Genomic DNA, 14,419 nt, shown 5'->3' on the forward strand with positions numbered 1-14,419 from the left:
CTTGACGATTGAATTGATGCCATTGTTCATTAGTTAAAGCATTCAAGATCGCTCGATCGGGTAATATCTCTCCCCTTGTTATACTGGTTTAACGATTAAAACTACCGCCGAACGCGCTTGCACCCGATAGGTTTCCGATTCAATAGCAGCGGCGGCATCTAAATCACAGGCTGCCTCGGACAATTGCCCAGCAGTATCGATGACGCGATGCCATTTTTCCTCTGGGAATAGGGGGGGTAACTGGAAGTTGAGAGATTCCCAGTAAGCGTTAAGCATAATGTGTAAATACTCGTTTGCCTTAGGATGACGCAGGGAAAAAGCTAAACTGCGGGAATCTTCTGACCAATCGGGTTTACTCAACTGTACGCCATGCCAACTGAGATGGGGTTCAAGACTGGTATAGGTGACTTCTAGCAATTTTTCCTGACGGAAAAGAGCTAATTTTTTATTAAAATCGATCAGTCTCCTTACGAAACACCAAAGATCGAACTCTTGCTCTACCGCACTCCAATCGAACCAACTTAACTGGTTATCCTGACAATAGGCGTTATTGTTGCCCTTTTGGGTGCGTCGCACTTCGTCCCCCATCAACAGCATAGGTGTTCCTTGGGAAATGAACAGGATCGTTAAGAGATTTTTTATTTGTTGCAGTCGCAGGGTTTTAATCGCCTCATTATTGGTTTCCCCTTCTATTCCACAATTCCAGCTAAAATTATCGTTGCAACCGTCCCGATTCTTCTCGCCGTTAGCCTCGTTGTGTTTCCGGTCGTAGGACACTAGATCGTTAAGGGTAAAGCCATCATGACAGGTAACAAAATTTATACTTCTATTGACATCGTTGTCAGGTCTGTGGTATATGTCGGGGCTTCCTAAAATCCGCGCCGCTAATTTCGTGACTATGCCGGTATCTCCCCGGACAAAAGCGCGCACATCATCGCGAAAAGGACCATTCCACTCGGAAAACCAATCGGCAAATTCGACAAATTGACCGACACTATACAATCCTGCCGCGTCCCAAGCTTCGGCGATTAATTTTGTCCCGGCTAAGACTGGATCCGATTCGATCGCCCAGATCATGTTATAACCTTTTTGCAGGATCGGTTCCCCGTCCACATTGCGCGATAATACGGCCGCTAGGTCAAAGCGAAAACCATCGACGTGCATTTCCGACACCCAATAGCGCAAACAATCGAGAATCATTTTGCCAACAATGGGATGACTGCCCTTGAGGGTGTTACCACAGCCGGTATAGTTGCTATAGAGGCTTTTATCGACCGCATCGAGGATGTAGTAGGTGCGATTATCGATACCTTTCAAGGAAAGAGTCGGCCCGATTTCGTCCCCCTCGGCGGTATGATTGAAAACTACATCGAGAATCACTTCAATCCCCGCTTTGTGTAACGCTTTCACCAGATCGCGAAATTCATTCAAAGGACCCAGGGGTGAGCGATCGCTACTGTAACCAGCATGGGGCGCAAAAAAGCCGATCGTGCTATAACCCCAATAGTTAGTTAACCCCGGCATAGCGGCAGCGGGATCAAAGTAATGAATTGGTAACAATTCCACGGCAGTAATGCCTAGGTTTTTCAAATAGGGTATTTTTTCGATTAATCCCGCAAAAGTACCTCTTTTTTCCTCGCTAACGCCAGAATTCGGGTTACGAGTAAAACCACCGACGTGCATTTCGTAGATAAAACTGGCAGAGTAGGGAGTGCGTAGCGGTTTGTCATCTTCCCAATCGTAGCGGCCCGGATCCACTACCAGACCCCGCAAAGCTCGATGACAATTATCGCCTTTTTCGCTGGCAGCTTGTCGATCATAAATTTCCGCACCGACAATCGCTTTCGCATAGGGATCGAGAACTACTTTATCAGGATCGAAGCGATGACCCTGGGCCGGATTATCCGGACCATAGACTCGATAAGCATACACTTGACCGACTCCAATCCCGTGAACGAAAATATGCCAATAGAAAAAGGTGCGGTTTGTTTGCGGGGTGAGGAGAATAGTCCGGCTAGGTACGGGAGAATTAGTATCATCAAATAATAATAATTCGATCGCAGTGGCATACTTAGAAAATAGTGAGAAGTTGACACCATCGGCCAAGACAGTTGCCCCGACGGGATGGCTTTTACCGTGATCGGTTTCTAAGGTCATTGTCAAGAGATGAGAAGTGATTAGGAGTAGTATAAGATTATTCGGCGTTGCTGAATCAAGCTATGAATCCCAAATGTGTGTCCTATCCAAAAGTTAGTTTTGGTCTAGGTTGTGAAAATCTCACCCAAGAAGATCAGAATTCAAATCAGCAAATCCAGATTTTCTTGGAGATGGCGTGATTAATTTCTAAGACCTTGCCCTATTCAATAAAGCTCTCAATTTTCCGAACAATTAAGAAAAAAATATAGGAGTTTTAAATGACATTTCCCGAATATTCTAGGCTTGATTAAGCCAATTGATTAAGTCAGCTTGACTCTTAAAGTCTAGTAATGCTTCTCCTAAGTCTTCTAATTGTTCTACGGTTAGTTTTTGGATAGTTTCGGTGATATGGGAGGGTAGTTGACTAAAACGTCGGTTAAGTAAGCGTAGCAATAGATTGGCTTCTCCTTGTTGAAGTCCGATAGCTTCTTCTTGTTGAATAGCTTTTTCTCTATCTTGTTCGTATAAAGGGGCTAAACGCATAATAAATTTACTCTCTTCCTGGGTTCTTTTTGGTAAGGCTTGCAAGTTCCTACTCAAATTGTATAATAATTTTAAGGCAGCTGATTTGAAAGGATGATTAGAAGATAATGCCTCTAATTCATCAATCGCTCTGCTTCTGGTTCCTCCTCTACCTAATAATCTTAACCAAAGGGTTTCAGGGGTTTCAGGTAATTGATGCAGGACAATAAGGGATGTATTTAAGTAGGTAGGCACAATTATTTGTAGGATGGGTTAGCGGTAGCGTAACCCATGCGGGCGTTGGGTTTCATGCTTCAACCCAACCTACGTTCATTTTATATTTAATTCCACCCACCTACTTAATGCTGGAGGTAAAAAATAAATTCCTTCTCCCCAATCTGGGTTTAATTGAGCGGAAAAAGCAGTTATAATTCTTTGACTGGCAGTAGGAGTTAGTATCCATAGTCTAGGGATATTTTCTGCTAATAAGGGTTGTTGACTACGGTGAGCTTCTCTTTGTAATTGTTCCCGCACCGTCAACAGTTTAGATAAACAGGCAATAATGCCCTCAATCGTGACAGGATTGCGATAGGGTTCTAATAGACAAGGGGTTTGAGCTAATCGGCCCAATAAACCTAATTCGGGCGGCATTTCTGGGGAAGTCGGTCGAAAATAGACATCGATTTCTTGAGTTTCTGCCGTCACATTAAGGCTAGTTTTCACGTCACCGCAAGAAGCGAGAAAAGTTTCGAGGTAGTCTTTCACTAAATTTATCCCAAAAAAAGCGAGTCAAGGCTGAAGTGATTAAATCAATGATGATTATTTTATCATTTTAAAAGTCTGTGGAGCGGTTTAGCCAATTAATTAAGTCAGCTTGAGTCTCAAAGTATAGCAATGCTTCTCCTAAGTCTTCTAATTTTTCTACTGAGAGTTTTTGGATAGTTTCAGTAATATGCGGGGGTAGTTCACCAAAACGTCGCTTTAGTTGACGTAGCACTAACTTGGATGCTTCTTTTTGAAGTCCGATAGCTTCTCCTTGTTGAATCCCTTCGATTCTACCCTTTTCAATCGCTGCTTCTCTATCTTGTTCGTATAAAGGGGCTAAACGCATAATAAATTTTCTCTCCTCCTGGGTTCTTTTTGGTAAGGCTTGCAAGTTCCTACTCAAATTGTATAATAATTTTAAGGCAGCTGATTTGAAGGGATGACTAGAAGACAAGGCCTCTAATTCATCAATCGCTCTGCTTCTGTTTCCTCCTCTGCCTAATAATCTTAACCAAAGGGTTTCAGGGGTTTCAGGTAATTGATGCAGGACAATAAGGGATGTGGTTAATGCTGGAGGTAAAAAATAAATTCCTTCTCCCCAATCTGGATGATTGAGAGCGGAAAAAGCAGTTATAATTCTTTGACTGGCAGTAGGAGTTAGTATCCATAGTCTAGGAATATTTTCTGCTAATAAGGGTTGTTGATGACGGTGAGCTTCTCTTTGTAATTGTTCCCGCACAGTCAACAGTTTAGATAAACAAGCGAGAATTCCCTCAATCGTGACAGGATTGCGATAGGGTTCCAATAGACAAGGGGTTTGAGCTAATTTGCCCAATAGGCCTAATTCGGGCGGTATTTCTGGGGAAGTCGGTCGAAAATACACATCGATTTCTTGAGTTTCTGCCGTCACGTCAAGGCTAGTTTTCACGTCACCAGAAGAAGAGAGAAAAGTCTCGAGGTAATCTTTACTAAATTTATCCCAAAGAAAGCGAGTCAAGGCTTAAGTGATTCAATCGATGATCAGGGTTATTTTATCATTTTAAAAGCCTGATTGGAAAAATTAGCAGCATTGCAGCTTTAGTTACAGATTTTTCCTAGTTTTTGCGCTAGAACTGAAAGGTTAATCAGCAAAAAACGCGCTCGACGAATGAAACCGCAAATCATCGTCTGTGGATTAGGTCGCACCGGTTATAAAATCTTTTGTTTACTCAAACAACAATCTGCGGCAGTAGTAGCGATTAGCAATCGCCAAATGGTCTGCGAATACCAGTCTGATATTATTATCGGCGATCCCTGCTCTCCTAAAACTCTCCTGCAAGCTGGTCTCCCGGATGCAGAAACCCTAGTTTTGGCCATCGATAACGACGCACTCAATCTGGAAATTCTCACCCGTGCAAGGATAATTAACCCGAAAATTCGGATAGTTAACCGACTATTTAACGAAACTTTAGGAGAAAGACTCGATCAAACCCTCCCTGCTCACGTTAGCATGAGCGTTGCTTCCCTAGCGGCTCCGATCTTTTCCTTTGCTGCCCTTGGTAATAAAGCTATCGGTCAATTACAGCTATTCGATCGCCTTTGGCCAATTCAAGAGATAATTATCGAGGAAAATCATCCTTGGTGGGGATTACCCCTCTACGAGCTTTGGGACGATCCGGCCCGGATGTTAATCTATTATCTCCCAGCCCACGACGAAATTGATCTGGTTTCAGCAGTTCTTTTAGGCAAAAAACTCCAAACTGGCGATCATCTCATTATCGGCAATAAACCGACAATTAGAACAAAACAGCGTTTTAAACTGCAAAAGTGGCTGAGAAATCTACTCAATCTCCGTCCCTATCAGCACTATGTCCAACCGGTAATTCTTGTCACCCTTTCCCTCTTGGGGATGATTTCCCTTGCTACCGTTACCTATCTCAGCGTTAATCAAAAAATTTCCCTCGTCGATTCCCTCTATTTTTCCGTCGGGATGATTACTGGTGCCGGAGGTAACGAAAAAGTGGCCGAATCTACCCCCGATAGTATCAAAATTTTTACCGTGGTCATGATGATTGTCGGTGCGGGGGTTATCGGTATCTGTTATGCTCTCCTTAACGATTTTATCCTCGGTAGTCGCTTTAAGCAGTTTTGGGATGCTACCCGCATTCCCGTCCGCAATCATCACATTATCTGTGGTTTAGGAGGTATCGGCACCCGGATCGTGCGACAATTGCACGAGCAAGGCTGTGAAGTGGTGGTGATCGAATCGGACCCCAATAATCGATTTTTGCATTCCGTGCGCTCCTGGGGAATCCCCGTTATCATCGAGGATGCGCGTCTAGTGGCTACCCTAGAAACCGCTAATATTAACAACGCTGAATCTTTGATCGTGGTTACTTACGAGGATATGATTAATGTGGAGATTGCCCTCACTGCTAAAGCGATCGCTCCTAAAATTAATCTAGTTTTACGCTGCTCTCAGGAACAATTCGGGCGATCGATTCAAGAGGTTTTTGATTTTGATACGGTATTATGTCCCCGGGATCTAGCTACCTATTCCTTCGCCGCGGCCGCTTTGGGCGGTAGAATTCTCGGTAATGGCATGACCGATGATCTCCTCTGGGTTGCTTTGGCTACATTAATCACACCTAATCATCCTTTTATGGGGCAAATTATCAAGGAAGCGGCGATGAATGCCGATTTTGTGCCACTTTACTTAGAAAAACAGGGTCAAACTATCCACGGTTGGCAATTACTGGAAATCACTCTCGATCAAGGTGATATTCTTTATCTAACTATGCCGGCTATGCGTTTACAACAGGTTTGGCAAAATACTTCCCTAACTATTCCCCAATCTTTCCCCGATTTAAAATGATTTCCGGTCTTAATTATCTGAGCAAAGCTAGTTATCGCTGTATCTTGAGTTTAGGCAGTGCCGGCAGTATTTTAAGTCTCGCTAGTGCCAGCAGCATTTTAAGTCTGGTTAGCATCGGCAGTATGCTAAGTATTGGCAGTGTCGGCAGTATTCTTAGTATTGGCAGTGTCGGCAGTATTCTTAGTATTGGCAGTGTCGGCAGTATATTTGGCATTTTTCAATATCATTCTCTGCCTAACTATCCTGAGTAGCTCTAATGAACTATTCCTCGCCGCTTCTTTGTCGATGGCGGTTTTTTGGCTCTCTTAGGTTTGGTGGGTAAAATGTATTCTAAGATACAGTCCTGCTGGCGAGCGAGTGGAAGGAACCACAGAGACACAGAGGACACAAAGATTGATCGCTTCTATAGTAAGTTAAACTGATCACACAAGGAATAAGAGAGCCGTTTTTTGAGTTTAAACTGTGGAGCGATCGCTTTTTATGCAAACAAAATAGAAAGGTTATTAATCGGATTAAGGGATTTATGAGGCTGCGGCAAAACTAACACGCCGATAAATTTCTAGCAAGGGAAGTTCAACGTTTAAACTCTCCAGAGGGATTATTTGACTAAGTTGATCGTAGGTTTGTAGTTGCCAGCGATCGCTCTGTGCGAGTCTGAGATATTGCTCAATGTAGGGTTCAGTTTGACTAACGAGCAGGTATTCACAAAAACTTGGCAGGGAACGATATTTTCTAAATTTATCACCTCGATCATCTGCTTCTGTGGCGGGGGAAAGCACCTCTACAATAAATAAAGGATTAAGAATTTCGTCTTTGCGATCGCCGTTAAATTCCGGTTCATGGTTAACAACCATGAGATCGGTATAGGTTCCACAATGATATTCAGGAATCCACAACCGCAGATCGCTGTTATACAGACGAAAATCCCTATCTCTCAATAAAAATCCCAAAAAAACCGAGATATTGATCGTGATTGCGCTGTGGGTTGCGGTTCCTCCAGGCATAAGAATCATTTCTCCATGGCAATATTCATAACGTTCCTGAGAAGTTTCAGCGATCGCCCGATATGCTTCCAAAGTGACAGGGGTTTTGGTGACTGTCGCAATAGTTGGTTTTTCTTGAGCGATAATCATCTTTGTCTTTCTCCGATATTCTATTAATTAATTTTATGGTTATTTTTTAGGGATTGTGGGGAAGCGATCGCTTTTTATCCAATCAGAATAGAAAGAGCGATCGCAGTTTTTCTGAGGTGAGAGAGAACAATTTTTTAAGAGCAAACTATCGTTAATTTGATTGTATGTACTATAATTGAGTCGTTAAATTTAACCAAAATACTATACTGTCCTCATCGAGGTTATTGTTGATGAAATCAGAGTATGATCTCGCTAATATGAAAAGTCGTCCTAATCCTTTTGCTCAACAACTCAAGCGGCAGGTCACTTTACCTTTAAGGATTGATGTCATTGATTTCTTTGAAAAAAAAGCAAAAGAAAAAGGAATTTCTTATCAGGAATTAATTGATTTATATCTTCAGGATTGTGTGACAAACGACCGAGAAATTTCTTTTTAGCGATCGCTTTTTATGAAAACAAAATAGAAAGAGCGATCGCCTTGTGATCATCAGTTAATAAAACAATAAAGTTCGGGGTCAGGTATTCAGGTTTGCTAATTGTTCCTGAATATTAGCTTGAGTAGAGAGTTTTTCAGATTTTTCCCATAGAGCATTAAAGATACTTTTATCTGTCTCGACAACTCTTGTTTGATAGGAAATATAACCTGATTCTGTTTGACCATTCATAATTCTTCTCGCTGTAAAAGAATTTCTTGGAACAGATAAGTTTTCGCTAATCAATAGGTTGGTATCATCCCAAGGATAGCCTTCAACATCTTTGGCTTTTTCCTGACAAATCAAAGCAACTTCTATGCCAGAGTTAAGTTGTTCCTGAATCACCTGTAAATGCTTTGGATTCCGAGCTTCAGGAAGAATAAAGACTCGTTGAATAGAAATCTCCCTTTTGATTAGTTCTTTGTTAACTTCCCAGAATTTTTGACCAAGGGGATTATCCCACCAGATGCAATCTGTCATGGAGTGAACAGCCAAGATTCGAGATTGACTTTTAGGATCAATGTGTTTGAGTAGTTGAGCAACCTTTTCTAAACGGGATTCGCCGCTAATTTCAATGTTAATTTCAGGCATAATTGTGTTAGTTAAAATTGTGCCATCAAGGAGGGTTAGATTATTTTCATCTAATTTAACATCGGTCAAGTTAGCTCCCGTTAGATTAGCTTTACTCAAATTGGCTCCCGTTAGATTAGCTTTGCTCAAATTGGCATGACTTAAATCGGCTCCTGTTAAATCAGCATTAGTTAAATTAACCCTCGAAAGATTAGCCTGACTGAAGTTACATCCCATCAATTTTGCATCGGAAAGATTGCCTGGGGTATCCATTAAATTGACTTGGCTGAAATTCAGTCCATGAAAATCTCGTTCGCCAATTTTGTGCAAATATGTCAATTCTTTTGTGCTATGAATATCGGGGTGATATTCATCGGGTGCATAAACGGCAATCATCGCTTTGACGTAGGCGAAAAAATGAGCCTTGAGAATATTTTCATGGGTGTGGATGGTAATAACTTCTTTACCATCATACTCAACCGCCGCCTTGACAGTTATGGCTCCTTGTTGACCCGGTGTCAAGTTGGCTAAATAGATAGATTTAAGGGTATGTTTAACCTCAACTAAATGAGCTAGAGCCTCATTAAAAGCAGTACAAAGTGCATCTACTGAACCTTTTTTAAAGGCTGATTCAGTGTAACGCTCTTGGGTTTTTGTATTACATAGGATAACTGTCGCGGAAGTTAAATTGTTATTGGCACAAAGAATTTCAAAGTTCTCAATTTTCCAGCCTTGAAAAAGCAAAAGATTATCTTCAAAGAATAAGTTTTGTTGAGGCTCGTTTTCTAAAAGAAGATTGAGTTTTTCTTTTTCATGTTCCATTGCCGCTTTACCGAGATTTTTGAGAGTTCTTTCGATAGAAGCTGGCGAGGTATCTTTCCCTAAAGACTGTAAGAATAAGGAAGGAGAACCCACAAAAGGATACCCACTGGCAATGAATTCTCGATCTCTGATGGTGATAATACCTGCTAGGCTATACTTTCTGGCAATCTCAACTTGAATTGCCGTTGTTAAATTAACGTTCGGATATTTTTCTAGGTCAATTTCTTTCAAGTTAACTTGACCGACGTTAATCTTACTCAGAAGTTCAATGATCAAACGATTGGCATCTTCTCTAGATTTCAGATTTTTGATATTATGCCAAATTTTGATTAATCCCATTTCCCCAATGTAAGGATTAATTTTTCCCTCTAAAACAAGTCCCATAACCCTAGTAGCTTCCCTGTTAAGAGTCGTCTGATTTCGTAATAAAAACTCTTCAATCAGAGCAGCGTCAATTAAGACTTTTGGAGCTTGAGAATTGTTGTCTTTTGATGGGAATACTTCTAAGTTACCCAGAAAAAAATCAATATTTATACTAGGATGATTAGTCACTTTACGCAAACTAAGCTTGATTTCGTACTGCACAAAATCATCAGATTCGCTTTCGAGATTATTTCTCAAATCCCAAAGTTTTTTAATCACTTGAGGCTCAGGATATTCTCCTAATTTCCTTATGATTTCAGCACGGCGATCGCTATTTTGTTCATTGTCTAGTTGAGCTAACAAACCATTAATAATGTCAGCACGGGGAGTGACCGATGTTGGTATCTCGCACAATAACTCTGTGTTTTCCATTTTTAAATCAATCTCCTTGATTGGTGGTCTTCTCATCCGCACTAATTTTGTCTGACAGTAAAAGACTGCTCTGTTTGAGAATTTTCAGCGTAGCGTGTTCGCAAAACTCTCACTAATTCATCGTCATTAATGTCAACAAAATAGCCCTTTTTAAAGAGAATCCTTCTTAGAGAAGTAATTCCCAGACGATCACTTTCATCTAAATCAAGGCAAAGTTTAAGATAGGATGCTAGATTTTTGTTGAAATCTGCGTTTAGATTTTTGCCGCTGCTATGATTGAACATTTCAGCCAAATCATCGGCGGAATAAAGTCCTGTAGCCGCCAGATAAAAAATAATTTTGTATTTTTCAGATAGGGTTCCGATTTCTTCCAACAAAGCTTCTAGTTTGGGTATATCCAAACCACAGTTTCTTGCCTGTTTTTGGGCATCACACAGTGACAGGGGCATTTTGTATTTTTCAGATGCGGGTTCGATTTCTGCCAACAAAGCTTGTAGCTTGGAAATATCCAAACCACAGTTGCTTGCTTGCCTTTCGGCATCGGATAGGTTTTGGGGCATTGACGAGAGCGTCTTCATGGCTGTATTTTCGAGCTAGTTCGCATATTTTGAAATGGAGTACCAACAATTATTGTTTAATCATAGCAACAATTGTTGGTTTAACTTTGCAACAATTGTTGGTTTAACTTTGCAATAATTGTTGGTTGAGATTCTTACAGTAAGTGATTATATTATGGATACAATTAAGGAAGATAGAGCGATAGTAAAAAACAGTACAAAAAAGCTGGTCGAGTGTTGGCGCACTGCCCAGCTTGAATTAGGTAAACGTTCTACCTATCGCTTCCCGCCTTGATTATCTCCACCCTGACGTTTTGCTAGTTCGTTGATGGTGTAGATAAAAACGTAGTCATAGGGATGAATCTTCCCGACAGCTACGCCGTAAGCAAGGGAGCTTAGGAGCATGACAGTGAGTAAGTTCTTCATATTGATTGACCTCCTGGCTTCTTGAGTCCACTTACTAAGGTTTTTAAGTCTCCTGGTGGGCTAATTGAGAGGGTTAATCCCGATGATGCGAAGCTAGGAGAGGGACAGTATCCTCGCGGGTGCTGGCCCTTTACTCATCATTATCATCCCCGCATAGTAGCCCATGAGGGTAGATTGAGTCAAGCTAATAATGTTAGGGATTCCTGACACGAGGAGCAAAACACTACTAGGCAAAAACAAAGATCCTGATCAAATCAACTCCCACCTTAGCCATGAAAACACTTAGCCACAAAACAGAAGATTTGAGTATAGCCGATGTCTCATCCGATTACCCCGATCAATGGGTGGTCGTAGAGATCACTGGGTGCGACAAATATGGCTGGCCAGAGAAAGGTAAGGTTATTGGGTATTCAGACGACAAAAGTAAGCTGATACAAGAGACTAAACATTTGAAGGGAGACTTGTATTTGTTTTATACAGGTCTTGTTGACGGTGGTAGGGTTGCTTAAAAATGTTAGAATCCATACAAAAAACACAATCTCCTTTAGCTTTGTCCCCTGCGTTGGCAGCTGCCATTAAACGAGGCGAAGAAGCGAAGAAGCGGTTCCTATCTAAGCAAGGCGGAACCTTAACCAGCGCCGAGGTTTGTAGTGTTTTAGCCTGTAGTTCTTTGGAATTAGAAACTATGAGGCTCAATCATCAGGTCTTAGGTTTATCTGTCAACGAAGAATTAGTTTATCCTGCTTGGCAATTTATTGATGGCAAAGTTTTGTCTGGTTTAGACCAAGTGTTAGCCGTCCTTAAAGAAGACGGTGCTTGGACACAAATGCTCTTTCTGCTCACGGGTGATATTCGTTTAGAGGGAGCAACCCCGCTAGAAAAACTCCAAAAGGGAGAAATCGAGCCAGTGGTTTTGGCCGCTAAGTGTTACGGGAGTCATAGCGCGGCGTAATGGGTTTGCCTCCTTTTCCCCTCCCACCAGACGATTTTAGTCAGCGTCAATTGCCCGTCATTGAAACCCCAGGCCCCTGGCTAAGATTAAATAAAACCGGACACCTTTCTAGTCTTCATTTTGACCGCAGTGGTAGCGGTCGTTTCGATGGGCCAAATCAGGGCTATGGGCTTCTCTATGTGGGTGATGAGTACAGTACCTTTATTGAATGTTTTGGACGAACATTTGACGGAGCCGTAACCGTTACAGCCCTAAGAAATAGAAATCTTTTTAGAATTAGAAGCGATCGCACTTTAGTGTTGGCCGACTTAACGGGGCCGGCCCTTGTTCGCATAGGAATAGATGCCCGCATTTCTTCCGGTGATTATGAATATTGTCGGACTTGGGGGCAGGCAATTTGGGGACATCCCCAAGCAGTAGATGGGATTAGATACCGTTCTCGTCATGATGATAGTGTCTATTCCGTTGGGCTTTTTGATCGGGTTAGAAACCATTTGCAAGAAGACAACTTAGGTAATTTATACGATGATAATTCATCCTGTTTAGGTGAAATTTTGGAGCATTATGATTATGCTCTTATTCAAGAATAAGTATCTTTTTGCAATAGGTGCATCTCATTTTTGTCAATCTACCAATTGGGATTTTTACGGGGAAACTCTCTTTTAAAATCGGGCATTACTTCCGATTTTATCACTCAATCCAAGCCTTTGGGGGGTAGAACCCCCCAAACCCCCCGTTGGGGGCGTGGCGCCGCCCCCAAACCCCCCGCGCATTAGCTTTTCGGTGGGATGCTTACACGCGATTGTTCATATTTTTGTACCAATTTAAGAGTCACTGATAAGTGCTGATTGTCGGTATTTCTGCAAATGTGAGATGCACCCTTTGCAATTAGACGCAATCTCCCCTATTCAGAACGGCCAAGTGTTAGGGAATTTTCTGTTAAGTTAATAGCAGCCCACTCGTCGCAAAACTTCACTGATCACTGATTACTGATTACTGATTACTGATCACTGATCCTCTTGCCCTATTTTGGTAAAATCAACTATAATGGGGAGAAGTTAATCTTTGCCAAGCTTGAGCAGAGTTAAACTAATCCCTCAGTGAGCAAGCAATTGAATCCTATGCTTAAAATTGCCCTTTTTGGAACCAGTGCCGATCCTCCCACTGCCGGTCATCAAGCCATACTAAAATGGTTATCGGAACAGTACGATATTGTTGCAGTTTGGGCCGCCGATAATCCCTTTAAAAATCATCAAACCAGTCTCGAACATCGTCTGAGGATGTTAAATTTGCTCATCCGGGATATTCAACCCCCAAGGGATAATATACAACTGCGACGAGAATTAAGCGATCGACGTAGCTTAATTAGTGTGGAAAAAGCGCAAGCAATTTGGGGAGAACAGGAGGAATATACCCTAGTCATTGGTTCTGATTTAGCTGGACAAATTAGGCACTGGTATCGTAGCCAAGAATTACTAGAAAAAGTCAAAATTCTCGTGATTCCTCGTCCCGGTTATCCTATTAATCAAGATGATATTGAACAACTGCAAACATTAGGGGGTGATTGTCTGATTGCCGATGTATTTGCTCCGGCTGTATCCTCAACAGATTATCGAGAAAAAGGCGATAAACAGGCTGTTCCTGCACCGATTAAAGATTATATCGAAGGTCAAAAACTTTACGCATGAAACCGCCAAAGACCCTAGCTAATAAATCTCTAGCTGATTTTAAAGTGGGAGTTGATAACGTGATCTTTTCCGTTGATACCCAATTAAATCGGCTGCTGGTGCTTCTGATTAAACGACGGGAAGAACCCTTTAGTAATTACTGGAGTTTACCCGGAACTTTAGTTAGAAATGGGGAATCACTGGAAACGGCAGCCTATCGAATTTTAGCCGAGAAAATTAGCGTCAATAATCTCTATCTAGAACAGTTATATACTTTTGGCAGTCCAGAGGTAGATTCCCCGGCAGCATCCGCGAGTTTTGGGAAACGTTATCTATCGGTGAGTTACTTCGCTTTAGTGCGGTTTGAAGAAGCAAAGTTAATCACTGAACGGGATTATAATATCACTTGGTATATGATTGATAAAGTGCCAGATTTAGCCTTTAATCACGGTCAAATTTTGGAATATGGCTGGCAAAGATTACGCAATAAAGTAGAGTATAGTCCCGTCGCTTTTGAGGTTTTACCAGAATTATTTACTTTAAATGATCTTTATCAATTTTATGAGACAATTTTAGGTAAAAATTTTAGTGATTATTCTAACTTCAGAAATCGGCTATTGAAATTAGGATTTCTCAAGGATATGGGTTTAAAAGTCTCTCGTGGTGCCGGTCGTCCTGCTAGTTTATATCGCTTTGATGAAAAAGCTTTTGCTCCCTTTAAAGAGCAACCGTTAGTTTTTGTTTAAA

14 protein-coding genes and 2 pseudogenes are annotated in these 14,419 nt (G+C 41.6%); 8 read left to right on the forward strand and 8 right to left on the reverse strand.

The genetic code is table 11. The features are described 5' to 3' along the window. Positions 1-78: 78 nt before the first annotated feature. The 4 genes and pseudogenes from glgX to B5D77_RS25325 form a co-directional block, all read right to left on the reverse strand. Positions 79-2,157, reverse strand: a complete 2,079-nt coding sequence (gene glgX / locus B5D77_RS25310; protein WP_008200291.1) for a glycogen debranching protein GlgX — start codon at positions 2,155-2,157, stop codon at positions 79-81. 276 nt (positions 2,158-2,433) lie between these two features. Continuing rightward, positions 2,434-2,895: pseudogene (locus tag B5D77_RS25315) on the reverse strand (DUF4351 domain-containing protein); the annotation flags it as partial. Positions 2,896-3,015: 120 nt separating this feature from the next. Continuing rightward, positions 3,016-3,451: pseudogene (locus B5D77_RS25320) on the reverse strand (hypothetical protein); the annotation flags it as partial. Positions 3,452-3,490: 39 nt separating this feature from the next. Further along, positions 3,491-4,420 carry a DUF4351 domain-containing protein gene (locus B5D77_RS25325; protein ID WP_106909906.1) on the reverse strand — a complete coding sequence of 310 codons (930 nt, stop codon included), beginning with the start codon at positions 4,418-4,420 and terminating at the stop codon, positions 3,491-3,493. 150 nt (positions 4,421-4,570) lie between these two features. On the opposite strand from B5D77_RS25325, the gene B5D77_RS25330 reads away from it, so the two are divergent. Beyond that, on the forward strand, positions 4,571-6,277 hold the full coding sequence (locus tag B5D77_RS25330; RefSeq protein ID WP_106909907.1) for a TrkA family potassium uptake protein: 1,707 nt from the start codon (positions 4,571-4,573) through the stop codon (positions 6,275-6,277). Beyond that, positions 6,274-6,528 (forward strand): hypothetical protein, encoded by a 255-nt coding sequence (locus B5D77_RS25335; RefSeq protein WP_002776534.1) that lies wholly within the window; start codon positions 6,274-6,276, stop codon positions 6,526-6,528. Before B5D77_RS25330 ends, B5D77_RS25335 begins: the two co-directional genes overlap by 4 nt. A gap of 270 nt (positions 6,529-6,798) precedes the next feature. Here B5D77_RS25335 and B5D77_RS25340 read toward each other — a convergent pair whose 3' ends face one another. Beyond that, positions 6,799-7,410 (reverse strand): Uma2 family endonuclease, encoded by a 612-nt coding sequence (locus B5D77_RS25340; protein WP_106909908.1) that lies wholly within the window; start codon positions 7,408-7,410, stop codon positions 6,799-6,801. A 230-nt stretch (positions 7,411-7,640) separates the two neighbouring features. Between B5D77_RS25340 and B5D77_RS25345 the strand changes: the two genes are divergently transcribed. Further along, positions 7,641-7,847: a hypothetical protein gene (locus B5D77_RS25345; RefSeq protein WP_002740011.1), complete on the forward strand. Its 207-nt coding sequence runs from the start codon at positions 7,641-7,643 to the stop codon at positions 7,845-7,847. Positions 7,848-7,925: 78 nt separating this feature from the next. On the opposite strand, the gene B5D77_RS25350 is transcribed toward B5D77_RS25345, so the two are convergent. From B5D77_RS25350 to B5D77_RS27825, 3 genes are all read right to left on the reverse strand, one after another. Beyond that, entirely contained in the window at positions 7,926-10,070 is a 2,145-nt protein-coding gene (locus B5D77_RS25350) for a pentapeptide repeat-containing protein (RefSeq protein ID WP_106909909.1), read from the reverse strand. Between the two features lie 41 nt (positions 10,071-10,111). Further along, a complete protein-coding gene (locus B5D77_RS25355) occupies positions 10,112-10,630 on the reverse strand; it encodes a hypothetical protein (protein WP_106909910.1) in 519 nt (172 codons plus the stop codon). A 273-nt stretch (positions 10,631-10,903) separates the two neighbouring features. Beyond that, complete coding sequence (locus B5D77_RS27825) at positions 10,904-11,032, reverse strand: hypothetical protein (RefSeq protein WP_002739494.1); 129 nt, start codon at positions 11,030-11,032, stop codon at positions 10,904-10,906. A gap of 293 nt (positions 11,033-11,325) precedes the next feature. Here B5D77_RS27825 and B5D77_RS25360 point away from each other — a divergent pair, with 293 nt between their 5' ends. The 5 genes from B5D77_RS25360 to B5D77_RS25380 all read left to right on the forward strand — a co-directional run bounded on the left by B5D77_RS25360 (position 11,326) and on the right by B5D77_RS25380 (position 14,418). Further along, complete coding sequence (locus tag B5D77_RS25360) at positions 11,326-11,562, forward strand: hypothetical protein (protein WP_106909911.1); 237 nt, start codon at positions 11,326-11,328, stop codon at positions 11,560-11,562. A gap of 2 nt (positions 11,563-11,564) precedes the next feature. Beyond that, a complete protein-coding gene (locus B5D77_RS25365) occupies positions 11,565-12,005 on the forward strand; it encodes a hypothetical protein (RefSeq protein ID WP_106909912.1) in 441 nt (146 codons plus the stop codon). After that, complete coding sequence (locus B5D77_RS25370) at positions 12,005-12,595, forward strand: RES family NAD+ phosphorylase (RefSeq protein ID WP_106909913.1); 591 nt, start codon at positions 12,005-12,007, stop codon at positions 12,593-12,595. Before B5D77_RS25365 ends, B5D77_RS25370 begins: the two co-directional genes overlap by 1 nt. 531 nt (positions 12,596-13,126) lie before the next feature. Further along, on the forward strand, positions 13,127-13,693 hold the full coding sequence (locus B5D77_RS25375; RefSeq protein WP_002743664.1) for a nicotinate-nucleotide adenylyltransferase: 567 nt from the start codon (positions 13,127-13,129) through the stop codon (positions 13,691-13,693). After that, the gene (locus tag B5D77_RS25380; RefSeq protein ID WP_106909914.1) at positions 13,690-14,418 is read left to right on the forward strand and encodes an NUDIX domain-containing protein; all 729 of its coding nucleotides are present in this window, start codon (positions 13,690-13,692) and stop codon (positions 14,416-14,418) included. The genes B5D77_RS25375 and B5D77_RS25380 overlap by 4 nt, the downstream gene beginning before the upstream one ends. Position 14,419: the final 1 nt, after the last annotated feature.

The organism is Microcystis sp. MC19 (assembly GCF_003019735.1).
In the GTDB taxonomy this organism is placed as follows: Bacteria; Cyanobacteriota; Cyanobacteriia; order Cyanobacteriales; family Microcystaceae; genus Microcystis.

Bases quoted from the DNA above. Each gene is read 5' to 3' on its own strand.
- glgX (WP_008200291.1), bottom strand. From the start codon at position 2,157: ATGACCTTAGAAACCGATCACGGTAAAAGCCATCCCGTCGGGGCAACT.
- B5D77_RS25330 (WP_106909907.1), top strand. From the start codon at position 4,571: ATGAAACCGCAAATCATCGTCTGTGGATTAGGTCGCACCGGTTATAAA.
- B5D77_RS25335 (WP_002776534.1), top strand. From the start codon at position 6,274: ATGATTTCCGGTCTTAATTATCTGAGCAAAGCTAGTTATCGCTGTATC.
- B5D77_RS25340 (WP_106909908.1), bottom strand. From the start codon at position 7,410: ATGATTATCGCTCAAGAAAAACCAACTATTGCGACAGTCACCAAAACC.
- B5D77_RS25345 (WP_002740011.1), top strand. From the start codon at position 7,641: ATGAAATCAGAGTATGATCTCGCTAATATGAAAAGTCGTCCTAATCCT.
- B5D77_RS25350 (WP_106909909.1), bottom strand. From the start codon at position 10,070: ATGGAAAACACAGAGTTATTGTGCGAGATACCAACATCGGTCACTCCC.
- B5D77_RS25355 (WP_106909910.1), bottom strand. From the start codon at position 10,630: ATGCCCCAAAACCTATCCGATGCCGAAAGGCAAGCAAGCAACTGTGGT.
- B5D77_RS27825 (WP_002739494.1), bottom strand. From the start codon at position 11,032: ATGCTCCTAAGCTCCCTTGCTTACGGCGTAGCTGTCGGGAAGATTCAT.
- B5D77_RS25360 (WP_106909911.1), top strand. From the start codon at position 11,326: ATGAAAACACTTAGCCACAAAACAGAAGATTTGAGTATAGCCGATGTC.
- B5D77_RS25365 (WP_106909912.1), top strand. From the start codon at position 11,565: ATGTTAGAATCCATACAAAAAACACAATCTCCTTTAGCTTTGTCCCCT.
- B5D77_RS25370 (WP_106909913.1), top strand. From the start codon at position 12,005: ATGGGTTTGCCTCCTTTTCCCCTCCCACCAGACGATTTTAGTCAGCGT.
- B5D77_RS25375 (WP_002743664.1), top strand. From the start codon at position 13,127: ATGCTTAAAATTGCCCTTTTTGGAACCAGTGCCGATCCTCCCACTGCC.
- B5D77_RS25380 (WP_106909914.1), top strand. From the start codon at position 13,690: ATGAAACCGCCAAAGACCCTAGCTAATAAATCTCTAGCTGATTTTAAA.